The organism is Vreelandella rituensis, assembly GCF_003336665.1.
GTDB classification, from domain to species: domain Bacteria; phylum Pseudomonadota; class Gammaproteobacteria; order Pseudomonadales; family Halomonadaceae; genus Vreelandella; species Vreelandella rituensis.
In genome coordinates this window covers 26,661-49,117 of record NZ_QPIJ01000035.1, presented here as the reverse complement: position 1 = coordinate 49,117, position 22,457 = coordinate 26,661, and the positions used below count along the sequence as shown (strand labels likewise).

Genomic DNA, 22,457 nt, shown 5'->3' with positions numbered 1-22,457 from the left:
GGCAGGCCGGTGGTTTTCAGGGAACCATACAACGCCCAGCGGGTGGCGTTGACGGCAGCGGCATCCCGCAGCGGTAATTTGAGCTGGCGCTGGACGCGCTCAAGGCGGACTTCCGCCGACAGGCCATTGGCTTTCAGGCGGCGCTTCAACCCCTTGTCGGTGGCAAAGAAGTCGGCAAGCGACTGATTATCCTTAGCGATATTGCAGTCGTGGCAGGCGACGGTCAGGTTGCTCACCCGGCTAGAGCCGTCCCGAGATTTCGCTACCACATGCTCGATTTCCAGAGGTGTATCACCGGTGCCGCAGTAGGCGCATTCCCGGCCCCATTTTTCCAGGAGGTATTCGCGCACCTCATAGCCCAGGAGGGTGCCTTGCTGGTACTCGGTGCCGGAAATCTCGGGGTTTTCCATCTTCTGCAGATCGAAACGCACCAGCTCCATGCTCAGGTGAGTCACGGGTGCCCAACGGCACAGCTTGTCCACCCAAGCCATGGTTGTATCGACACGATGCTGCAAGCTGGGGGCCAGCCAGCCCTTGGGCTTGGTGCGGTTGTCGAAACGTGGTTGCCGATAGCGCAGGTTCTTGCTGCGACGCCGACGCCGAAAACCGGCACGTTGCTCCAAGGCTTGGCGAATCTGGAAGCCCCGATGCACCAACTGAAACAGGCAAAGCACATGGCGGGTTGCCGGGGCGTGCTCGTCCGTCGCGTTTTCTTCCAGACGCATCAGCGCCAGGCCGGTTTCCTTGCTGCCCGGATCGGCAGCCAGCAGGGTTGGCTGCAAGGCGCAGTCACTCAGGCACCGATCACGCAGGCGGATCACAAAAGGGGTAAGGTTCACTACCACCGCCCGACCACGCTCCAGCAATAGCCGTGCGCGTTTTTCGCTACACGGCATCAACGGCTGCTTGTTCTTTCCCAATACGAACACCGCCATGCGATCTCCTTCTTAAATAGAACCCTTACGGGCCTGGTGACGCAGGTCTTCCAACCTGTCTCCCCTCGGGAATGTCTGCAACCGGCTCCTACCTTGCGGTAGCGACCAGACCCTTCGGCGCTTTACCTTTCGCCAGCATGATCCTGATCTTCTAGAGCGCCGAACTGAGCGAAGCATTCGGCGGTGGGTCTTGACGACCTATTGCAAACGTAGCGGGTTGGCTACCGCTTTCCCTGGTCAACCGGGCTTGCTTTCACAAGCCTCGTCCTTTAGGGCGAGGTAGTTGACGGGGAAACTCTACGGCCACCACATCCGCCACAAAAAATGGAAAATATTGATCGGTGCCAAAGTGATTGCCCGCTTCCACATGCGTGGGCAAGCAAAACCCGCCAAACAACCGAAATCTGGAGAGATAACCGCCGAATGGCTGTAACCGATACTCCTTTTCAGGATTAGCATTACTCCAGCGTTCAAACCGAACCTGCGTAGGCTGACCATCCGGCGCCACCGTCAAGTCCACCGACTGTGAGAGACCTCGATACAGAACGGTGAGCCGGGCACAGTCGTCATCTAGGCCCTCCCAGACAATATTGGGGCCGGGCAATACTGCGGCAGGTGTCCAGAACATCGCTTCGGCGACATAGCGGCCAAACGCCGAAAGGCTATGATCCGAGTCCCCTCCCAGACGGCCGACCGGCAGCAGTCCCATCAACCAGAACCGCGTCCATCGCTCACTATCGGACCCGGACAGCCTCAGCAAGCCGCGCCGCGCACGCATCTTCCAGACAAACCCAGGCGGCATAGCCAGGGTTTGGGTCGCCGTGAAATCCAGGTAATCAGGCTTAACCTTGGTGCCCATGCCAAAACATCCCGTCATGGTAATGTTGGCCACTGTGTAGAGCAGCGTACCTGGCTCGATCGTGAACAGAAAATAACGTCGCGCAGGCTCCGGCAAATCAGCAAGCATCTCAGGCGTGAAGGGCTCGGGCTGCATCGGTTGTCCGGACACAAGCGCATTCATGGCCTTGCGGTCAGCCCGATGATCCAGCTGCCGCCTGATAGAGAGTGCCAATCCCGCTAGAAGAAGCAATACGAACAGAAAAGTCATCCACATGATTTATGCACTTGGTCAGAGTTACGGTTTTTCCAAATGAGACCGACGCCAACAAATCCTCAAGCTCGAATAAATCCTGGTTTCCAGGCCTGTCAGCTTTCGACCTGGCTCTTTACCTTTTCCACGATATGCGCGCCGATCGGAATTGCCGAGGTTGCTGCAGGCGATGGCGCATTACCCACGTTGACGGTGCGAGGCGTATTGACGAACAGAAAGTCGTCTACCAGCTTGCCATCACGAGATACGGCTTGGGCGCGAACCCCGGCGGGGTAGGGTTGCAGGTCATTCAAGGTCAGGCTCGGGCAGTACTTGCGTACCTGTTCGAGATAGCCCTTTTTGAACAGGGAGTTTTTCATCTCGGCAAACCCCGGGCGCAAGTTCTTGCCCAGTACCTTGAGGATGCCGGGGTTGGTAAGCATCTGGGCCATGTCTGTCAACGAGATATCCCGTTTACGATAGCCTTCGCGCTTCATTGCGAGTACCGCATTGGGACCTACCGTCACGGTGCCATCTATCATGCGGGTGAGATGAACCCCCAGAAAGGGCATGGAGGGGTCTGGAATTGGATAGATCAGGTGATTGACGATTTGATTGTGCTGTTCAGGCAGCAGGTAGTATTCGCCCCGGAACGGACAGATGGTGAAGCCGGGGTCCTGGCCGAGCATTCGAATCACCCGGTCAGCCATCAGGCCCGAACAGGAAACAAGGTAGCGGCAGGGGAAGGTATCTTGGGACGTGGTGACAACGACTTCCAGGCGGCGCTCTTCAAGTGCTGTAACGTCCTGTCCGTAGTGAATTTCACCGCCCATTCGCTTGAACTCGGCGGCCATGGCACGCGTCACCTCGGCGTAATTGACGATACCGCTGGAGGGTACAAGGATTCCGCCGATGCCGGTAATGTTGGGCTCGCGTTCACGCAGGGCATCGGCATTCAGCCATTCGCGCTCCAGGCCATTGGCCGCTGTGCGTTCCCACAATGCCTCCATGCGCTGCATTTCCACCTCATCGGTGGCCACCAGCAGTTTCCCGCAAATATCGTAGGCAATCCCATGGGTGTCGCAAAACTGCCGGGTCGCCTGGTTACCGGCCAGGCAAAAGCGTGCCTTCAAGCTGCCCGGTGTGTAATAGACGCCTGCATGGATGACGCCACTATTGTGGCCGGTCTGGTGCTGAGCGGGGCCTTGTTCCTTCTCCACGACCAACATGCGTCTATCTGGATAGGCCTGTTTGAGTTGCATGGCGGTGGACATGCCCAGAATGCCGCCACCCACAATAATAAAATCGTACATGCCATTCCTTATGCTTTATCCGTGGGATGAGGATATGCCATGCGTGGGGAAAACATGGCATATCGTATTCATTCTATGTGGCGGAATGCGTTGACGACATCATACTTGACGCGGGTTGCGCAGCGTCTTGGCATGAGTGAAGTAGCCACGCTGGCGCATTAATTCGCGACGCAGGTCCGGATGGGCTGTGAAGCAGTCTCGTCCGTGCAGCCAGAAATGGTTGTTGATCAACAGGAAGCTGCCCACCGGGTTGGGCAGCGAAATGATCGCCGGACTGTTCTCCAGCGACTCGGAGAGGTCGGTCAACCAATTGCCTTCCTCGAAATTCTTTGGCTGCACGAACTGGTCGATATACGCCATGAGCGGGCGGCCATCAGTGTCCACATCGAACACCGGATGAAAAATGTCGCGAGCCACGTTCTTGCTCGGCGGTGCCGTCCAGCGCATTTCCCGATGAGCCATGGGATGTGAGTGGAAGCGCTCGAGATCTTCCCAATCGTCCAGGTGCAGCAACAGCGAGTTTCCGCCCGCCATGTTCTGTTCGTCAATTTTCAGCATGAGGACATAATCGGTGTCCTGTTCGACGAAGGTTCCATCGTTGTGAAGTTCCATGACGCGGTGCGGCTGCTTTAGATAGCTATCCGAGTCGTCAACGTTCTTGACGACGAAGCGCGCATAGTACTGACCACTCATGGCGTCATAGTTCGAACGCCCCATCAAGTGAGCCACGGCGGTAGCGAACTTGACCATATCATCGGCCTGTTCAGGCTTGTCCAGCCCCTCTGGAGTAACCTGAAACCCTCCGGTAGCGCGGTCGACCATCGCATTGACCAATATCGGCTGCAGGGTGTTGTCGCAGAGCTCATCGAGAAACTTGGCTGCGCGAAAACGCAGCATCGATTTGTATTCCAAAGCCTGTACGGGCCATTCACGCACGGCCTCTAGATAAGCATCCACTATCTCGCGAGGGAACGTCATTTGTAACAGGCGAGAAGATTGTGGCGACGCAGCCAAGGTGAAACCGCTGATATCGTCGGGCAGGGGCATGGCGGTATCGGGTAACTGAGTCAGGTCGAACATGTGAGGGTCTCCTTGAACCGTGATATCAGATACTTTCTGGTGCGGTGAAGCTCCTTTTAAAAATATCTACATTTTAAAAAAAGATCAATATTTTTATATATTGTGGATTAAATAATGGGTGCTCGAAGGTGGCCTGAAATACAGCGACCCCGCCAATAGCGGGGCCGTCGTGTTTCAAACTTGTAGGAAGACTTGCAGTGGGTCAGGTATCAGCGCCCAGGGTAGGGGTCGGCGCTGGCCAGTTCACGGTTCATCATTCTGTCGCTGAATTCGATGCCATAGCGCATCCGTGACCAGCCATAGAGCGCCAGACCCAGCAACATCCAGCCGGCGAACATCAACCATTCGATAGTAGAGAGGGCTGAAGGGCTGCCGGGCAGGTACATGCCAATCAATGCCAGGGATAGGACGACCGACAGAGCTCCTACTGTCTTTCCGTGACGGACACGGAAAGGCCGTTCCATGTCTGGTTCACGGTAACGCAATACCACGAAGGACAAGGATACGAACAGATAGGCGATAACGATGCCCAAGCCGCCGGCGACGACCAACCAGACCAGCGCTGGACGACCCAACAAGGGTGCGAGGCTCGAGATTACCCCCATCACCAGGATCGCATTGGTGGGCGTACGGTGCTTGGGATGCAACTTGCCGAAAAAGGCTGGCAACATGCCCGAGTGGGCCAGCGCATAAATAGCGCGTGAACCGCCGATATAGAAAGCGTTCCAGCTGGTGATGATCCCGGCGATGCCCGCCATGATCATCAGGTTGCCTGCCCAGGGGGCTTTGAACACTGCCTGCATGGCATCGGGTACCGCCAGTGAGCTAGCGGCCAAAGCGTCGGGTTCGAGCATCAACGACGTGCCCAGAATGATGAAGGAATACCAGAAGACTGCCAGGATCACTGAAATCATCAATACCCGGCCGATTTCCTTGAACGGGAGGTTGATTTCTTCCGCTGCCTGGGGAATCACGTCAAAACCGACGAACATGAAGGGCACCATGATGATCACCGTCATGAGACCGCCGATAATGCCTTCTTCGACTTGGAACAGGGGATCCATGGTCGTCGTGCTGCCCTGAAACAAGGCGCCGGTGATGAACATGATGCCTACTGCCAGGATCAATAAGGTCACTACCTTTTGCACCAAAGCGGCGGTGCGTACCCCAAGATAATTGATCCACATCATCGCGACGGAGCCGCCGACCCCAACAGCAACCCAGGTGGCTTTGACGTCCCAGCCGGCAATGGTCCACAGCTGACCGACGGCGTAATTGGGAAATAAGTGCTCCACTACAGTGGGTAATGCCACGGCTTCGAAGGCCACCACACTGATGTAACCAAGCACAATTGCCCAAGTACACAGGAAGGAGGCGAAATGCCCTAAGGCGCGATAGCTATAAACATGCTCACCCCCGACCTGGGGCATGGCCGAGGCTAATTCAGCATAGGTCAACCCCACCAGTACGATGACCACGCCACCTAACAGGAAAGCGCTAATCGCGCCGAGGCTACCGGCGGATTGGATCCAGCTACCGGTCAATACGATCCAGCCCCAGCCGATCATGGCGCCAAAGGCCAGGGCCAGCACATCTTTACGTGCCAGTACTCGTGTTAGCTGTGTCTCTTTGGATGAGTCGTTGCTCATGTGTCGTTCCTCGTGGTTGAGGTATTTGTTAAAAATTATTACTTTTTTTTAAAGTATCGACAAAACATCCAAATAGTCACACTAAAACAAGCAGCGGTTGGCAGAGCGACAATGTTTCTTTGGTCGCATGGTCATTTCACAAGCTGTTTGAACCCAGTGAATGGCTGAGGCCGTTTTCCAGGTTGAGCTCGCACAGCACGAGGGCATTTGGGTACACTAACGCCTGTTTGGGCCTGGTGCAGGCGAACGGTCGGCTCGCCCGCCAGGCACTTTTCTCGTCTCTATTAAGGGAATGATTGGTTAATGTCGCACTCTTATCGTCTGGTAGTGTCCTGCCCGGATCAGGTGGGTATCGTGGCGCGTGTTTCCGGCTTCATTGCCCAGCAGGGAGGGTCGATTACCGAAGCGAGTCAGCATTCGGATCTGGAAACCGGGCGCTTTTTCATGCGTTACGAAATCCTGGCGGATTCGGTGGGGATGACCGCTGAAGCACTACGAACGGCATTCGAGCCGGTTGCCCGTGAATTCGATATGCAATGGGCCTTGACCGATACGGCCAGGCGCGCGCGAGTGGTGCTGATGGTGTCGCGGGAATCGCATTGTCTGGTAGACCTGCTTTACCGCTGGCAAGCGCAAGAGCTGCCCTGTGACATCGTTGCGGTGATTTCCAATCACGAAAATTTGCGTTCACTGACCCAATGGTATGGCATTCCCTATTATCATGTACCTGTGGATCCCGCTGATAAACAAGCAGCATTCGCCACCGTGCAAGACACAATCGAAACCCTGCGTGCCGATTGTGTCGTACTGGCGCGCTATATGCAGATCCTACCGCCTGCTCTTTGCGAGCACTATGCGGGGAAAGTGATCAATATTCATCACAGTTTCCTGCCCTCGTTTGCCGGAGCCAAACCGTATCATCAGGCGTTTGAGCGCGGAGTGAAGCTGATCGGCGCCACTTGCCATTATGTTACCCAGGAACTGGACGCAGGCCCGATCATCGAGCAAGACATCCATCGGGTGAGTCACTGCCATACCCCGACCGACCTGGTGCGCTTTGGACGCGATGTGGAAAAAGCCGTGCTGGCTCGTGGGTTGCGTTGGCACTTGGAAGATCGTGTGCTGATTCACGGCAACAAGACAGTCGTGTTCAGCTGAACCTGACGGAAGTAATCACCATGTCGTTTTCCGAAGCCGTACTGGATTTTTGGGTAGTGCTGCTATGTGCCCTGGGCTCAGCAGTGACACTAGGGCTGGCACTGTGGCAGCGCCCTTGGCGAGCTCTACTGGCTGACACGGCATTGCAGCATCGCTGGCTTGCGGCAACGGTGGCGATTTTATTGATGTGGCAGCTGCGTGCCCAGGCGGTGGACTGGTTGGTACTGCATCTTACTTTCACTGCCCTGATGACCTTGGTATTCAAGGTGCCCTTGGCACTGCTGAGCAACACATTGGTCAATGTTGCCATGGTACTGGTAGGGCGCAATGAGTGGTCGCTGCTAGGGGTCAATATCCTGGTCACAGGTATCGTTCCAGCGCTGGTGATCGTGCTGGTATGGCGACTCGTGGACCGTCGTTTGCCTGATAATCTGATGGTGTTTCTTTTTATCTGCGGCTTTTTCGGCTCGGCATTGGCTACCTTGGCGGGAGGCTTTGCGGCGGTGGGGTTGGTCTTGCTGGGGGGTGTCGATCGAGAGGCCGTGTATCTGGCTCAGGAATACGCTCGATTCCTGCCTTTACTCATGCCATCGGAAGCATTTATCACCGGCATGCTGATGAGCATTCTGCTGGTCTATCATCCGGGGTGGGTGGCCACCTTGAATGGCCACCGCTATATAGATACTAAATAGATAGGGGCGAATAATATAGATAGGCACGAATAATGCCGACTGGTTAACCCAGCGCTTGTCCGTTGCCGCCCCGAATGACCCCGACGCCCACACCCTCGATTTCGAGGGCCTGATGGCGCAAGTCGATGGCGATAGGCGAAAAATCAGAATTTTCAGCGCTCAATGTCACTTGGTGGCCTTGGCGGTGAAAGCGCTTCACCGTCACTTCCTCTTCCAGCCTTGCAACGACGATCTGACCATTACGCACACGTTCGGTGCGGTGTACCGCCAGAAGATCGCCTTCCAGGATACCCACATCCTTCATTGAAAGCCCGCGAACGCGAAGCAGGTAGTCCGCCTTGGGTGTGAAGTATTCCGCTGGCAGGGGGCAGTAACGGTCGATGTGCTCGGTGGCCAGAATCGGGTTGCCGGCAGCGACTTCCCCGATTACCGGCAACCCCTGGAAGGCGGTGGGTTCGGGGAGAGCCGGTTCGCAAGACAGCGAATCGACATTTTCCAGGGGTTCCTGAGCGGGTAGGCGAATGCCGCGGGAGGTATTACGGATAATACGGATAGCTCCCTTGCGCTCAAGGGCGCGCAAGTGTTCTTCGGAGGCATTGGGCGAGCGAAAGCCAAGCGCTTTGGCGATTTCCGCCCGGGTCGGCGGGTAGCCCAGCTCATTCATGGTCTTTACGATGAAGTCGTAGACATGTTGCTGGCGAGCCGTTAAAGGGCGGGACATGGCAAGCTCCAGAAATCGTCAAAAGTCATGGCTGATAGAGGTGAAGTATATAAGTGGTTAAGTATACAGCATGTTGCTTCATCCAGTATATGACAGGCTCGCTTGGGCTGCCAGCCAGCATTCAAGCGTTGAGCCCACCAGGTCTATGACGTAATATTTAACTTTGTTTTAAACATACGTTTTCCGGAGAACGCCGTATGGCCCAGTCTGATACTGTTACGCGCATTCTGGATACAGCGGAAGTATTGTTTGCCGAGCGTGGCTTTGCTGAAACATCGCTGCGTACCATCACCAGCAAGGCAAAGGTCAACCTGGCGGCGGTCAACTATCACTTCGGCTCCAAGAAAGCCCTGATTCAGGCAGTTTTTGCGCGTTACCTGGATCCTTTTACTCAGCGGTTTCATACCGCTCTGGATGAGCTTGAAGCGCATCACGCCGGTAAGGTCATTCCACTCGACGAGCTTTTGGAAACCATGGCGGCGACGGTGCTTGCGGTACCTGCCGAACGCAACAGCCTTCAAGTGTTCATGCGGTTGCTGGGACTGGCCTATAGCCAGGCGCAAGGCCATTTACGACGCTATATACAGCGAGACTACGGTGACGTCTTTACCCGCTTTACCGAGCTTGTGCGCCAGGCGACACCGGAATTGCCTGATGCCGAGCGTTTCTGGCGCTTGCACTTCATGCTGGGAACCGTGATTTTCACGCTGTCGGGGCTCGAGGCGTTACGTGACATTGCCGAGCAGGATTACCATGAGCAGGTTAGCGTGAAGGATCTGGTGCGTCGCTTACGGCCGGTCGTGGTGGCGGCGATGAATGCTCCTCTTCCCGATCAAATGCAAAACGAGGGTTTGCACAAGGACTTTCATGCGCACTCCGAGACTCAGTGAGCTGCCCCCGGTAAATGGCGCCTGGATAGAGATTGATGTAAGCCGCCAGTGCTTGTCGCTGTGGCAGGGAGAGCAGGTGGCGCATAGCTGCGAAGTGTCAACGGCCCAGGCAGGAACAGGGCAGCAGGAAGGTAGTGGGCGAACCCCGCTGGGCTGGCATTATATTCGTGCGGCCATCGGCCGGGGCGCCCCTCTCGACGGTGTGTTTCGGGGCAGGCGTTTCACCGGGGAAGTCTATAGCGATAGCTTGGCGAAAGCGCATCCGTCCCGTGACTGGATCTTGACGCGCATCTTATGGTTATGCGGGTTGGAAACGGGCTTCAATCGCGGCGAGTGCGTGGATTCTCAACGGCGCTATATTTATCTACATGGCACGCCCCCCGACCAACCCATGGGAGTGGCACGCTCACATGGCTGTATTCGCATGCGCAATGCCGATCTTGTGTTGATGATCGAAAAAGCTCCGCCTGGAACCCCCGTCTGGCTGCATGAATAGCGCCGCTGTCTTTGAAAAAGCGATGATGAGCTTGTCGAGGAAGTGCATGGGGTCGCGCCAACGGCTAATAGTGGTCTAGAATCAGCGCCCCTTGCGCAGGAGGTTTGCCATGACACGACTCCCCGGTCCAGTGATGCTGGATCTTGAAGGGCTCCATCTGACGGCTGACGAACGTGATCTGTTGACACATGAGGCTGTCGGCGGCGTCATCTTGTTTGGGCGTAATACTGAAAGTGCGCGTCAGGTACAGGCGTTGTGCGCGGAAATCCGCAGGATACGCCCGGAGTTGCTGCTGGCCGTGGATCAAGAGGGTGGCCGCGTGCAACGTATCAAGGAAGGCGTAACGCGTTTGCCGGCCATGGGTGTGTTGAGCCGGGAATATAGCCAGGCACCGGAGGCCACCCTCGCGCTGGTGAAAGATGCCGGCTGGTTGCTGGGTATGGAAATGGCGGCCTGTGGCCTGGATATCAGTTTTGCCCCTGTGCTGGACGTGGATATCGGTATTTCCAGCGTGATTGGTGATCGCAGTTTCGGTGCTGATCCGGAACAGGTCGCGGCACTGGGTTACGCCTTTGTTCACGGCTTGCATGAAGCCGGCATGGCGGCGGTGGGCAAGCATTTTCCCGGCCATGGGGGTGTGGCGGCGGATTCACACATTGCGTTGCCGGTGGATGAGCGTCCGCTGGAAACTCTCAAACAGCAGGATCTGATTCCCTTCACACGCTTGGCGGGGGTGCTGAACGGCATCATGCCGGCCCATGTGATATACCCGGCTTTTGATCCACGCCCCGCGGGGTTTTCTCCCAGTTGGTTGGGCATGCTGCGTGAATCGCTGGGCTTCAAGGGGTGCATCTTTTCCGATGACTTGAGCATGCAAGGCGCACAGCAGGCCGGCTCACCGGCTCAGCGCGCCCATGCCGCACTCGAGGCAGGTTGCGACATGCTGTTGGTATGCAACGACCGGCAAGCAGCCCTTGAGGTATTGCAAGCCTGCCAGGGGCGACGGGCCAAGCGTGCAGGCAAGTTGCTTTATGGCCGGGCGCGCCCGGATCTCGACGCCCTGGAGGCATTGACCCGCTGGCGGCGCACTCATGCACGCCTGGAAGCCATGGCCGCGCAAGCGAATAACCCCCTTTGACGCAGATACGATTAACGCAGATACGATTAATGCAATTACGACTTGGAGTGCGGTAAATGGTAAAGCTGGGTATGGAGGCGGGTGAGTCTCTGGCGAGCATGCGCGAAATAATGAATAACGCGGATTGTCTGATTTCCCAGGACGAGGTCGAACTCGCCCTGGATCGCATGGCGGAAGCCATTACGCGGGATCTGGGCGATAAGCTGCCGGTCTTTTATTGCGTGATGAACGGTGGCCTGATCACGACCGGGCACTTGTTGACCCGTCTGGGCTTTCCGTTGGAAGTCGATTATCTGCATGCCACGCGTTATCGCAACGAGTTACGTGGCGGTGAGTTGTTCTGGCGGGTATCGCCGGAAATCCCCATGGCCGGGCGGCACGTCGTGATCGTCGACGACATTCTGGATGAAGGGGCCACCCTGGCGGCTATTCTGGCGTACTGCAAGGAGGCGCAAGCGGCCAGCATCACCACGGCGGTGCTGGTCGACAAGCAGCACGACCGCAAGGCTGTGCCTGGACTCAAGGCCGACTACTGCGGCCTTGAAGTGGTCGACCGTTATGTTTTTGGTTTTGGCATGGATTACAAGGGCTACTGGCGCAATGCACCGGGTATCTTTGCTCCGGAAGGGCTGTAAACGCTCTCTTCCCAATGAAAGAAATCTGTCAGTGAGGTGAAAAACGCCGCTTCAATCCGGTTTCCGCGATCATGCGGGTAGAAATTTCCTCGACGGAAGAGCGTGTCGTATCAAGGTAGGGAATATGCATGCTGCGATACAGCGACTCCGCCTGCTCGACCTCTTGCAGGCATTGATCCATGGAGCTGTAACGACTGTTGGGGCGGCGCTCATGGCGAATGGCGGCAAGTCGTCGAGCGTCGATGGTCAAGCCGAATAATTTACTCCGGTACGGCGCCAGGGCTTTGGGCATCTTCAAAAAGCCGTCTTCGTCCTGATCGTCCTCCGTCAAAGGATAATTGGCCGCTCGAATACCGAACTGCAGCGCCAGGTAAAGCGACGTGGGGGTCTTGCCGCAACGCGATACCCCGACCAGAATGATATCCGCTTCTGCATATTGATGCGTGCGAGCGCCATCATCGTTGTCCAGAGCGAAGTGCACCGAATGAATTCGGTCCATGTAAACATCATCGCTTCCGATAGAATGGGTGCGGCCCACGCTATACGAGGAGTGGGTGTCGAGTTCCTGCTCCAGCGGTTTCAGAAACGTCGAGAAGATGTCCACCTTGAAGCCGGACGCTTTTCGGATCACGTCGCGTATACGCTGATCGACGATAGTGTCGATAATGATCGGGCGCTCGCCATCGCGAACGGCGGCAGCATCGATGATTTCCACCAATGCCTGAGCCTTTTCCAGATCGTCGATATACGGCTTGGTCAGCATGCGAATCTCGACGTTTTCAAATTGCGCCAATAAGCTGCGCCCCAGGCTTTCCGCAGTGATCCCGGTGCCATCGGAAATAAAAAAAGCAGTACGTGTCATCTCGCCGGACCGTTTGAAAAATGAAGGCTTATTGTCGGCCCGCTTGGCGGTCGACACAATCCTTCGTATCATTATGACTACACAATCATTCACAAACCCCCGCTTGTTGTAAAAAACCTCCATCTACTTCGATGTTAGACCAATGGCGAATATCTGCTCGCGGTGATAGGGTAGCAATCTCCATTTTTGGCGGCCCATCTGGGCTTACCGGTGTCATTATGCAAGGGGGTTGCGTGGAAGAGTACATTCTGTGGTTCGATCAATTAGGTATGACGGATGTCGAACGCGTGGGTGGGAAAAACGCCTCTCTCGGCGAAATGATCTCGAACCTGTCGGAAGTCGGTGTCACGGTGCCAGGTGGCTTTGCCACCACCGCTCATGCCTACCGCGAGTTTCTCTCCCACGAAGGCTTGAATGAGCGTATCAACGCCGCTTTGTCACGCCTGGACGTGGATGATGTCAAGGCGCTGGCGAAAGTGGGTGCCGAGATTCGCCAATGGGTGATCGACACACCTCTGCCCCCGACATTCGAAGCCGCCTTGCGCGATGCCTATGGGAAGCTTCAGACGCAGCACCCCAATCTAAAGGTTGCCGTGCGTAGTTCCGCCACGGCGGAAGATTTGCCTGATGCCTCCTTTGCCGGTCAGCAGGAAACCTTCCTCAACATCGAAGGCTTCGACAACATCAAGCGTGCCGTCCACGAAGTCTTTGCCTCCTTGTTCAATGACCGGGCGATTTCCTACCGTGTGCACCGTGGCTACGCCCATGAAAATGTCGCGCTGTCCGCCGGTGTGCAAAAGATGGTGCGCTCGGAAACCGGTGCCAGTGGGGTGATGTTCACGTTGGACACTGAATCCGGCTACCGGGACGCGGTATTCGTCACCGCCTCCTGGGGCTTGGGTGAAACCGTGGTTCAGGGCGCGGTAAATCCCGATGAATTCTATGTTCACAAACCCACGCTCGCCGCCGGTCGCCCAGCGGTATTGCGCCGCAATCTGGGCTCCAAGCTGATCAAGATGATCTACACCGACGACGCCAGTGCCGGCAAGTCGGTAGCCACGGTGGATGTTCCCTTGGCGGATCGTGGCCGGTTCTGCCTCAATGACGAACAAGTCATGGCGCTTTCACGCCAGGCGGTGACCATCGAACAGCATTACCAACGCCCGATGGATATCGAGTGGGCGCTGGACGGTGACGATGGCGAACTTTATATCGTTCAGGCCCGCCCGGAGACCGTGGTGTCGCAACAGGAAGGCGGCAAGCTGGAGCGCTTCCATCTGAAAGAGAAGGGCAGAACCCTGGTGACCGGACGCGCCATTGGCCAGCGTATTGGCAGTGGTGCGGTCAAGGTGGTGCTTTCCCCGGATGATATGGATAAGATCCTGCCGGGTGATGTGCTGGTTACCGACATGACCGACCCCGACTGGGAGCCGATCATGAAACGCGCCTCGGCGATTGTCACCAACCGGGGTGGACGTACCTGCCACGCAGCGATTATCGCACGTGAACTGGGCATTCCCGCCGTGGTCGGCTGCGGCGATGCCACTGCACTGCTGAGCGATGGTCGGGATGTCACGGTATCCTGCGCCGAAGGCGATACCGGTCATGTCTATGAAGGGCTGCTCGACTTCGATTGCAAGGTTTCCAGTGTCAACGCCATGCCGGAAATTCCTTTCAAGATCATGATGAACGTGGGCAACCCGGACCGTGCCTTCGGGTTTGCCGGTTTGCCGCATGCCGGGGTCGGCCTGGCGCGGCTGGAATTCATCATCAACCGCATGATCGGCGTTCATCCCAAGGCGCTGCTCGAGTACGACACCTTGCCTGCCGATTTGCAGCAGGTGATCGATATGCGTACCGCAGGTTATGCCGACCCGGTCAGTTTTTACGTGGATAAACTGGTCGAAGGCATTTCCACCCTGGCGGCGGCCTTCCATCCTCAGCGGGTGATCGTGCGCCTATCCGACTTCAAGTCCAATGAATACGAAAACCTGATCGGCGGTAAACTCTACGAACCCGGTGAAGAAAACCCCATGCTGGGTTTCCGTGGCGCCTCGCGCTACATCTCCGATGCCTTCCGGCCGTGTTTTGAGCTGGAATGTCGTGCGCTCAAGCGCGTGCGTGAAGAGATGGGCCTGGATAACATCGAGATCATGGTGCCCTTCGTGCGCACCACTGATGAAGCCCGGGAAGTGGTGGAACTGCTGGCAGTCAATGGCCTTACCCGCGGCGAGAACGGACTCAAAGTCATCATGATGTGCGAATTGCCCGCCAATGCGTTGCTGGCGGATGAGTTTCTCGAATATTTCGACGGCTTCTCCATCGGTTCCAACGACCTGACGCAGCTCACCTTGGGGCTGGATCGAGATTCAGGCATCGTGGCGCATCTGTTCGATGAACGTAATCCTGCCGTCAAGAAACTGTTGGCGATGGCGATTCAAGCGTGCAAGGCGCAGGGCAAGTACGTAGGTATCTGCGGTCAGGGGCCTTCGGATCATCCGGATCTTGCCAAATGGTTGATGGAGCAGGGTATCGATTCGGTCTCCCTCAACCCGGATGCAGTACTCGAAACCTGGTTCATGCTGGCGGGTGAAACCATCGACTGACAGTTCAGTTGAAACGTTTCAGTTGAAGCTTTCGCTCAAGGCCCGACGTTTTCGTCGGGCTTTTCGTTGGGGTTGCCGAGACACCCAAAAAATTGACTATGCTGCATTGAAGCCGTTATTCATCTTTCCATTCATCCATCTATCCATTCAATCAACCAGGAGCCTGACCATGACACTGCGCCTATCCTCCGTGGCGGTTTCCTTGTCGCTGATCATTCCAGTGACCGCCTTGGGCTTCACTTATTCCACGCCTTCGATTAGCCCGGAAGTCGATTCCGGATACACGGAAAAGCCCGGCTGGGAAATGGAGAACTTCGCCGTGGCCGCGGCGAATCCCTTGGCTACCGATGCGGGCTATCAAGTGATAAAGGCGGGTGGAAGCGCAGTGGACGCCGCCATTGCCGTGCAAATGGTACTCATGCTGGTCGAGCCGCAGTCCAGTGGTATCGGGGGGGGTGCTTTTCTGATGCACTACGATGGTGACGAGGTGAAGGCTTACGATGGGCGTGAAACCGCTCCCGACGCCGTGGACGAAACGCTTTTTCTGGAAGATGGCGAACCCCTGGAATTCATGGAAGCCGTGGCCAGCGGCCTCTCGGTAGGCGTGCCGGGAACACTCAGGATGCTGGAAATCGCGCATGCCGAACATGGCGAGTTAGCCTGGGAAGCATTGTTCACACCGGCCATTACGCTGGCAAAACAAGGGTTTGTGGTAAGCCCGCGATTACATACCAGTCTGGCCAACGATGATTACTTGCGCGAAGACTCCTTGGCGGGGCAGTTTTATTACACCGAAGAAGGCGAGGCATTGGAGGTGGGTGAAACGCTGCGCAATCCCGCCCTGGCGGAAATATTGGAGGCGATCGCCGAGAAAGGCAGTGATGCCCTGCACCAGGGGAGCATCGCCGAGGATCTGGTGGCGCGCGTCCAGTCGCATCCAAGTCGCCCGGGTGCCATGACCCTGGAGGATCTGGAGAATTATGCCGCCAGGGTGCGCGAGCCGCTCTGCACCGCATGGCAGCAATGGGAGGTATGCGGGTTTCCACCGCCGTCTTCCGGGCATCTGACCATCATGCAGATTCTCGGTATGCTGGATCATCTGCCGCTCGTCGAGGCTCCTCTGGAAGCCGGGGCCCCCAGCGAGGGCTGGTTGCATCAGTTTCTGGAAGCCTCGCGCTTGGCATTTGCTGATCGTGGACGTTATATCGCCGATCCAGCCTATGTGAGTGCCCCTGGCGAAGACTGGGCGCTAATGCTGCACCCGGATTATCTGGCCTTGCGAGCGGATCTGATCGAGCGCCAGACCATGGGCAGCGATGCCGAGCCGGGTAGGCCTGGAGAAGTGACCATGACCTGGGCCTCCCAGCCGCAACAGCCGGAATACGGTACCAGCCATATCAGTATCATCGATGCCGAGGGGCGGGCCGTGGCCATGACCACGACGATCGAACAGGCCTTCGGTTCGCGGATACTTGCCGATGGCGGCACCGGCTTGCCTGGGGGCTATTTGCTCAATAACGAGCTGACGGATTTTTCGTTTACCCCGGAAGTCGATGGTCTGCCGGTGGCTAACCGTGTCGAACCGGGTAAGCGACCGCGCTCGAGCATGAGCCCGACGTTGGTGTTCGAGCGTGATGGGGGCGAACTGGTGGCCAGCCTGGGTTCTCCCGGTGGCGCGGCGATTATTCATTACACTGCGCGCACCTTGATTGCCTTGCGCGATTGGGGCATGAATGCTCAGCAAGCGCTTGACCTACCGCATGCGATTACGCTGGGTGGCCCTGTTTATCTGGAGGAAGGCCGGTTCCCTGAAACCACCCGGATTTCGCTCAGCGAGCGCGGCCATGAGGTCAGCGAACGCGAATTGACCAGCGGCTTGCAAGTCATTGTTCGCCAGCCGGAAGGTAAGCTGTTCGGAGGCGCCGACCCGCGCCGCGAAGGCGTGGTAATGGGTGAATGAACTCAGTGGCGCAGCCAATTGCGCAGCTTTACCAGTAACAGCTCGCCGTCGCTCAGCTCACGGCGTTCGGCTATCAGATCAGCCAAGCGAGTCGGGTAATCGGTGATAATGGCATCTACGCCTAAATCAATCAGCTGTGACATGCGCGCGGAATCATTGACCGTCCAGGCGTGTATTTCATAACCGTACTGAGTGGCCAGCTTGATTTCGGTCTCGGTGATACGGTTATGGCGCAGTCCCAAGGCGTCGAACTGACTACGATCCAGCGTGCCAAGCAAGATTAGCTGTGCCAGTAGCGTCACGCGTAGTTCGGGCTCGCGGCGCTTGATTTCCTCAACTAGCCAGGGTGACATCACGGCAAGACGATTTTCCTCGATAACATCGGGGTTGCCGCAGCGTCTGCGCGTCATGGGTGGGGCTTGCGTATGGCAGGCCAGGCGAATGGCCGCCTCGCCGTGCAGCGTTTCGATCACAGCCTCCAACAAGGCTATTTCATTTCCCGGCTCGGCCTTCATGTCGATCATCAGAGCGCTTCTGCCGCGAACTGTGGCAAGCGTCTCGCTGAGGGTAGCAATCCGTTCACCGACGAAAGCATCCCCGAACCAGCTGCCCATGTCGAAAATGTTCAGTTGTTCCAGGCTGAGATCGCCTAGGTTGCGCGGGTCGCCGACAAGACGTTGCAGGCTGCGATCGTGATAGAGCACCACTTCGTTGTCGGCGGTCAGGCGCACATCAATTTCCACATGGGTGGCATTATCCTCGATGGCCTGTTCCACGGCGGCAAGAGTGTTTTCCGGTGCGACCATGGAGCTGCCACGATGAGCGATATTGGTTACCTCATCGTGAATGTCGAAACTATTGATGATCCACCAGGCTTGGGATACGGCAAATAGCAATACACCAAGTTCTACCAACCAGGCCAAGCGGCCGGGATGTGCATCGGCCGGTGGTGGGGTGGGGCGAGCTTTTTGGTGAGCCAGCTGCAAATAAAGGCTGGCCGAGAGCAGGGCGTTGGCGGCAATGCCGATGAAGGTGATTGCCAGGGTGATAAGCAGATAGCCGGTCAGGTAAACCAGCATGGCGGGAATCAACACTGCGTTGCGCTCGGGAAGCAGCCATAACAGGGGTGTGAAAAAGTGGTCGAACAGCAGCGTCGTCAGCAAGGGAAGGAGTATCACCAGGGCCAGGACGCCGAACACCGCTACGCCGATTGAGCGCTGCCAGCCACGTGTCAACCACACACTTCGCTTGAGCGCGGCTTGCGGTGAGAGATTTTCCAGGGTGACCAGGGGCAAGGCCAGAATCCAGCGCAGGTACAGCCAGCACGCCAGCCACACCCAAAGGCTGGCTAGGGGCAATGCCGTCGCCAGGAAATACCATAACGCGGCCGGGCGAATGCGCTGAACGTAATAGGGCTCCAGGTCGCCGAGCCAGACGCCGTAAAGCCAGGCAATGCCCAGCAAGAAGGGTACCGCCAGTAGAAGATGCGAACCAACCTGCATCACCACCAGCCCTGCCAGTGCCGGTAGCCGTCGCAGGCTCAGCCAGAGTGCCTCGAACGCCAGCCGAAAGTGATTGTCCCGAGGCCTTGCCGCAACCTGGATCATGCCTGCCTGTTGAAGGTAAAGCACCGTAAATGAAAGGCCCAGCGCCACCAATACGACGAGCACCCCCGCAGGGCTGAACAACAGCAATATCAGTTCATCCAGGGTGATCACGGTACGGTTGAACTGGGCCAGCACGAAGCGTACCGACCAGGCCACCGCTGGCAGCAGCAGGGCGGTTGAAAGCAGCGTGAAGAAAAGGTGATAAGCGATCAGCGGGCGCAGGTGATCGCGAAAGGTACGCAAAAGGTCAAAACCGAGACGTGAAAGCGGCTGCATGGATGCTTGTGGCCATTTTGAAGAAAAGTAATCTGCCAGGGTGGCATTGTCATGCTTCCCCGACAAACCGTATCTAGTCAGGTGGCAAGAGCCAAGTCAGGTGGAAAGCGTGAGCTCGTGCTGCGCGAGCACAATGCCGTTGTTGTCGGCATAAATCCATTGGCCCGGGGTAAGGGTGGCACCGGCGAATGTCACGGGAATATCACGCTGACCTTCGTTGCGCTTTTCACTCTTGCGCGGATGATTGCCTAGCGCCTGAACGCCAAGCTCGAGTTCGGCGAGTATGTCCACGTCTCTTACGCAGCCGTACATGATCACACCCGCCCAGCCATTTTCCACTGCCTGTTTGGCTATCATGTCACCGAGCATGGCGCAGCGATGCGAGCCGCCGGCATCCACTACCAGTACGGCGCCAGCACCGGTTTCGGCAAGAGCTTGTTTGACCAGTGAATTGTCTTCGAAGCATTTGATGGTGCGAATCGGGCCGGCAAAGGCATCTATCCCACCGTAGTTGACGAAGATAGGATCGAGTACCACCACGTCCGGGTGGGCGTCGCAAATATCCGGGGTGACGATCGGGGCCATGGGAATCTCCAGGAAAGGTAGTAGGGTGTGTACAAACGCTAAAAAAAACGCCCCACCCTGTCAAATAGGCAGGGTGGGGCGTTCAGTCATCGACTCGGAAGAACGCTAGAATCAGGCTTCTTGAGTGACCGGAATCACGTTCGAGGCAATTTTCTGGTACTCCTCGATTTCGTGGAAGTTCATGTAGCGATAGATTTCGCCGGCCATGGCGTCGAATTCACCCATGTAGCGCTGATATTCTTCAACGCTGGGCAAGCGACCTTCCACGGCTGCGACGGCGGCCAGTTCGGCTGATGCCAGATAGACGTTGGCGCCGTCGCCCAGGCGGTTGGGGAAGTTACGTGTGGAAGTGGAAACCACCGTGGACTTCGCGGCAACCCGTGCCTGGTTACCCATGCACAGCGAGCAGCCCGGCATTTCCATACGCGCTCCGGCACGGCCGTAGATGCCGTAGTAGCCTTCTTCGGTCAGCTGATGCTGGTCCATCTTGGTGGGCGGTGCCAGCCACAGACGGGTCTTCAGGCTGCCGGCCGGCTGCTTCTCGAGCAACTTACCTGCGGCACGGAAGTGGCCGATGTTGGTCATGCACGAGCCAATGAAGACTTCATCGATCTTCTCGCCGGCAACTTCAGACAGCAGACGGGCATCGTCCGGGTCGTTCGGCGCGCACAGAATCGGTTCCTTGATTTCGCTCAGGTCGATTTCGATGACTTCGGCATAGTCGGCATCTTTATCTGCGCGCATCAGGCTCGGGTCGGCCAACCAGGCTTCCATGGCTTCGATGCGACGGCTGATAGTGCGCTCGTCGCCATATCCGTTGCTGATCATCCACTTGAGTAGCGTGATGTTGGAATTCAGGTACTGGGCAACGCTTTCTTCACTGAGGGTGATGGTACAACCCGCGGCGGAGCGTTCGGCAGAGGCATCGGAAAGCTCGAAAGCCTGTTCGACGGTAAGGTCGTCGAGTCCTTCAATTTCCAGGACGCGGCCGGAGAAAGCGTTTTTCTTGCCGGATTTCGCGACGGTCAGCAGACCTGTCTTGATACCGTAAAGTGGAATAGCGTGAACCAGATCGCGCAATGTGACGCCCGGCTGACGCTCGCCCTTGAAGCGCACCAGCACGGATTCCGGCATATCCAGGGGCATGACGCCGGTGGCGGCGGCGAAGGCGACGAGGCCTGAGCCTGCCGGGAAGGAAATGCCCATCGGGAAGCGAGTATGTGAATCGCCACCGGTACCGACGGTATCCGGCAACAGCATGCGGTTGAGCCAGCTGTGAATGATGCCGTCGCCCGGACGCAGCGAAACACCGCCGCGGTTCATGATGAAATCAGGCAGGGTGTGGTGAGTGTCCACATCGATCGGCTTGGGGTAAGCCGCGGTGTGACAGAATGACTGCATCACCAGGTCGGCCTGGAAGCCCAGGCACGCCAGATCCTTAAGCTCATCGCGAGTCATCGGACCGGTGGTGTCCTGAGAACCCACGGTGGTCATCTTGGGTTCGCAGTACATACCTGGGCGAACGCCTTCCATGCCGCAGGCCTTGCCGACCATCTTCTGGGCCAGGGTGTAGCCCTTGCCGGTATCGTGAGGCTGTTCGGGCAGACGGAAGACGTCGGACGGGGCCAGGCCCAGTGACTCACGCGCCTTGCCGGTCAGGCCGCGACCGATGATTAGCGGGATGCGGCCGCCGGCGCGCACTTCATCAAGAATCAGCTGAGTCTTGAGTTCGAAGGTGGTGATGACCTCGTCGGTGCCGTGCTTGCAGACCTTGCCTTCATAAGGGTAGACGTCGATGACGTCTCCCATCGCCATCTTCTCGACATCCATCTCGATGGGCAGGGCACCGGAATCTTCCATGGTGTTGAAGAAGATCGGAGCGATCTTGCCACCAAAGCAGAAACCACCGGCGCGCTTGTTGGGTACATTCGGAATATCATCACCGAAGAACCACAGCACGGAGTTGGTAGCGGATTTGCGCGAGGAGCCGGTGCCGACCACATCGCCCACGTAGACGACCGGGAAGCCCTTGGCTTTAACGTCGGCGATCTGCTTGAGCGGGCCGGTGGTGCCGGGCACTTCCGGTTCGATACCTTCACGCTCGTTCTTGAGCATGGCGTTGGCATGCAGCGGCATATCCGGGCGAGACCAGGCATCCGGCGCGGGGGAGAGGTCATCGGTATTGGTTTCGCCGGGGACCTTGAACACCGTCAGGGTGATCTTTTCGGCCAGGGCCGGCTTGGACAGGAACCATTCGGCATCGGCCCAGGATTGAATGACGTCCTTGGCGACGGCATTGCCGTTCTTGGCACGCTCTTCCACATCGTGAAAGGCATCGAACATCAGTAATGTGTGCTTGAGCTGCTCACCGACTTCCTTGGCGAGTTCTTCATCGTCCAAAAGCTCGACCAGAGAAACGATGTTATAGCCGCCCTGCATGGTGCCTAGCAGTTTGACCGCATGAATCTTGTCGATCAGCGGAGAGCTGGTTTCGCCCTTGGCGATAGCGGTGAGGAAACCGGCCTTTACATAAGCGGCTTCATCGACACCCGGCGGGATGCGGTTAGTGAGTAGATCAAGAATGAATTCTTCTTCACCGGCCGGTGGTGCCTTGAGCAGTTCAATCAGAGCCGCGGCTTGGTCGACGTTCAAAGGCTTGGGGGGGATGCCCTCGGCGGCACGTTCTTCGACATGTTGACGGTAAGCTTCAAGCACGGTAGGAACCCTCTCATCTGTTATGCTGACCAAGGCGCCACTCATTGAA

18 protein-coding genes are annotated in these 22,457 nt (G+C 57.1%); 8 read left to right on the top strand and 10 right to left on the bottom strand.

The annotated features are described in order from the left end of the window. The 5 genes from iscB to DU506_RS13910 form a co-directional block, all read right to left on the bottom strand. Positions 1-935 (bottom strand): RNA-guided endonuclease IscB (gene iscB / locus DU506_RS13930; RefSeq protein WP_114487509.1); only part of this gene is annotated, 935 nt, incomplete at its 3' end. A gap of 253 nt (positions 936-1,188) precedes the next feature. Further along, positions 1,189-2,049, bottom strand: coding sequence for a DUF6544 family protein (locus DU506_RS13925; RefSeq protein ID WP_114487508.1), 861 nt, complete (start codon positions 2,047-2,049; stop codon positions 1,189-1,191). A 92-nt stretch (positions 2,050-2,141) separates the two neighbouring features. Beyond that, positions 2,142-3,338, bottom strand: coding sequence for an L-2-hydroxyglutarate oxidase (lhgO, locus tag DU506_RS13920; RefSeq protein ID WP_114487507.1), 1,197 nt, complete (start codon positions 3,336-3,338; stop codon positions 2,142-2,144). 99 nt (positions 3,339-3,437) lie between these two features. After that, positions 3,438-4,418, bottom strand: coding sequence for a glutarate dioxygenase GlaH (gene glaH / locus DU506_RS13915; protein WP_114487506.1), 981 nt, complete (start codon positions 4,416-4,418; stop codon positions 3,438-3,440). Positions 4,419-4,627: 209 nt separating this feature from the next. Further along, a complete protein-coding gene (locus DU506_RS13910; protein ID WP_114487505.1) occupies positions 4,628-6,067 on the bottom strand; it encodes an APC family permease in 1,440 nt (479 codons plus the stop codon). A 303-nt stretch (positions 6,068-6,370) separates the two neighbouring features. Between DU506_RS13910 and purU the strand changes: the two genes are divergently transcribed. Together purU and DU506_RS13900 are read left to right on the top strand one after the other, a co-directional pair. Further along, on the top strand, positions 6,371-7,225 hold the full coding sequence (gene purU, locus DU506_RS13905; protein ID WP_114487504.1) for a formyltetrahydrofolate deformylase: 855 nt from the start codon (positions 6,371-6,373) through the stop codon (positions 7,223-7,225). 20 nt (positions 7,226-7,245) lie between these two features. Further along, positions 7,246-7,917, top strand: coding sequence for an energy-coupling factor ABC transporter permease (locus DU506_RS13900; RefSeq protein ID WP_114487503.1), 672 nt, complete (start codon positions 7,246-7,248; stop codon positions 7,915-7,917). Positions 7,918-7,960: 43 nt separating this feature from the next. On the opposite strand, the gene lexA is transcribed toward DU506_RS13900, so the two are convergent. Next, positions 7,961-8,638: a transcriptional repressor LexA gene (lexA, locus tag DU506_RS13895; RefSeq protein ID WP_114487502.1), complete on the bottom strand. Its 678-nt coding sequence runs from the start codon at positions 8,636-8,638 to the stop codon at positions 7,961-7,963. Positions 8,639-8,835: 197 nt separating this feature from the next. Between lexA and DU506_RS13890 the strand changes: the two genes are divergently transcribed. The 4 genes from DU506_RS13890 to DU506_RS13875 all read left to right on the top strand — a co-directional run bounded on the left by DU506_RS13890 (position 8,836) and on the right by DU506_RS13875 (position 11,797). Beyond that, a complete protein-coding gene (locus DU506_RS13890) occupies positions 8,836-9,528 on the top strand; it encodes a TetR/AcrR family transcriptional regulator (protein WP_114487501.1) in 693 nt (230 codons plus the stop codon). Further along, a complete protein-coding gene (locus tag DU506_RS13885; protein WP_114487500.1) occupies positions 9,506-10,024 on the top strand; it encodes a L,D-transpeptidase in 519 nt (172 codons plus the stop codon). The genes DU506_RS13890 and DU506_RS13885 overlap by 23 nt, the downstream gene beginning before the upstream one ends. 109 nt (positions 10,025-10,133) lie before the next feature. After that, positions 10,134-11,162, top strand: coding sequence for a beta-N-acetylhexosaminidase (gene nagZ, locus DU506_RS13880; RefSeq protein ID WP_114487499.1), 1,029 nt, complete (start codon positions 10,134-10,136; stop codon positions 11,160-11,162). Positions 11,163-11,218: 56 nt separating this feature from the next. Further along, positions 11,219-11,797, top strand: coding sequence for a hypoxanthine-guanine phosphoribosyltransferase (locus DU506_RS13875; protein WP_114487498.1), 579 nt, complete (start codon positions 11,219-11,221; stop codon positions 11,795-11,797). A 28-nt stretch (positions 11,798-11,825) separates the two neighbouring features. Here DU506_RS13875 and ppsR read toward each other — a convergent pair whose 3' ends face one another. After that, complete coding sequence (gene ppsR / locus DU506_RS13870; RefSeq protein ID WP_114487512.1) at positions 11,826-12,659, bottom strand: posphoenolpyruvate synthetase regulatory kinase/phosphorylase PpsR; 834 nt, start codon at positions 12,657-12,659, stop codon at positions 11,826-11,828. Between the two features lie 233 nt (positions 12,660-12,892). Between ppsR and ppsA the strand changes: the two genes are divergently transcribed. Together ppsA and DU506_RS13860 are read left to right on the top strand one after the other, a co-directional pair. After that, complete coding sequence (gene ppsA, locus DU506_RS13865) at positions 12,893-15,265, top strand: phosphoenolpyruvate synthase (RefSeq protein ID WP_114487497.1); 2,373 nt, start codon at positions 12,893-12,895, stop codon at positions 15,263-15,265. 169 nt (positions 15,266-15,434) lie between these two features. After that, positions 15,435-17,225 (top strand): gamma-glutamyltransferase family protein, encoded by a 1,791-nt coding sequence (locus tag DU506_RS13860; RefSeq protein ID WP_114487496.1) that lies wholly within the window; start codon positions 15,435-15,437, stop codon positions 17,223-17,225. A 2-nt stretch (positions 17,226-17,227) separates the two neighbouring features. Here DU506_RS13860 and DU506_RS13855 read toward each other — a convergent pair whose 3' ends face one another. From DU506_RS13855 to acnB, 3 genes are all read right to left on the bottom strand, one after another. After that, complete coding sequence (locus DU506_RS13855; protein ID WP_114487495.1) at positions 17,228-19,108, bottom strand: glycerophosphodiester phosphodiesterase family protein; 1,881 nt, start codon at positions 19,106-19,108, stop codon at positions 17,228-17,230. Positions 19,109-19,204: 96 nt separating this feature from the next. Continuing rightward, positions 19,205-19,693 (bottom strand): ribonuclease E activity regulator RraA, encoded by a 489-nt coding sequence (gene rraA, locus DU506_RS13850; protein WP_114487494.1) that lies wholly within the window; start codon positions 19,691-19,693, stop codon positions 19,205-19,207. A 111-nt stretch (positions 19,694-19,804) separates the two neighbouring features. Next, positions 19,805-22,408, bottom strand: coding sequence for a bifunctional aconitate hydratase 2/2-methylisocitrate dehydratase (acnB, locus tag DU506_RS13845; RefSeq protein WP_114487511.1), 2,604 nt, complete (start codon positions 22,406-22,408; stop codon positions 19,805-19,807). Positions 22,409-22,457: the final 49 nt, after the last annotated feature.

Bases quoted from the DNA above. Each gene is read 5' to 3' on its own strand.
- DU506_RS13925 (WP_114487508.1), bottom strand. From the start codon at position 2,049: ATGTGGATGACTTTTCTGTTCGTATTGCTTCTTCTAGCGGGATTGGCA.
- lhgO (WP_114487507.1), bottom strand. From the start codon at position 3,338: ATGTACGATTTTATTATTGTGGGTGGCGGCATTCTGGGCATGTCCACC.
- glaH (WP_114487506.1), bottom strand. From the start codon at position 4,418: ATGTTCGACCTGACTCAGTTACCCGATACCGCCATGCCCCTGCCCGAC.
- DU506_RS13910 (WP_114487505.1), bottom strand. From the start codon at position 6,067: ATGAGCAACGACTCATCCAAAGAGACACAGCTAACACGAGTACTGGCA.
- purU (WP_114487504.1), top strand. From the start codon at position 6,371: ATGTCGCACTCTTATCGTCTGGTAGTGTCCTGCCCGGATCAGGTGGGT.
- DU506_RS13900 (WP_114487503.1), top strand. From the start codon at position 7,246: ATGTCGTTTTCCGAAGCCGTACTGGATTTTTGGGTAGTGCTGCTATGT.
- lexA (WP_114487502.1), bottom strand. From the start codon at position 8,638: ATGTCCCGCCCTTTAACGGCTCGCCAGCAACATGTCTACGACTTCATC.
- DU506_RS13890 (WP_114487501.1), top strand. From the start codon at position 8,836: ATGGCCCAGTCTGATACTGTTACGCGCATTCTGGATACAGCGGAAGTA.
- DU506_RS13885 (WP_114487500.1), top strand. From the start codon at position 9,506: ATGCGCACTCCGAGACTCAGTGAGCTGCCCCCGGTAAATGGCGCCTGG.
- nagZ (WP_114487499.1), top strand. From the start codon at position 10,134: ATGACACGACTCCCCGGTCCAGTGATGCTGGATCTTGAAGGGCTCCAT.
- DU506_RS13875 (WP_114487498.1), top strand. From the start codon at position 11,219: ATGGTAAAGCTGGGTATGGAGGCGGGTGAGTCTCTGGCGAGCATGCGC.
- ppsR (WP_114487512.1), bottom strand. From the start codon at position 12,659: ATGACACGTACTGCTTTTTTTATTTCCGATGGCACCGGGATCACTGCG.
- DU506_RS13860 (WP_114487496.1), top strand. From the start codon at position 15,435: ATGACACTGCGCCTATCCTCCGTGGCGGTTTCCTTGTCGCTGATCATT.
- DU506_RS13855 (WP_114487495.1), bottom strand. From the start codon at position 19,108: ATGCAGCCGCTTTCACGTCTCGGTTTTGACCTTTTGCGTACCTTTCGC.
- rraA (WP_114487494.1), bottom strand. From the start codon at position 19,693: ATGGCCCCGATCGTCACCCCGGATATTTGCGACGCCCACCCGGACGTG.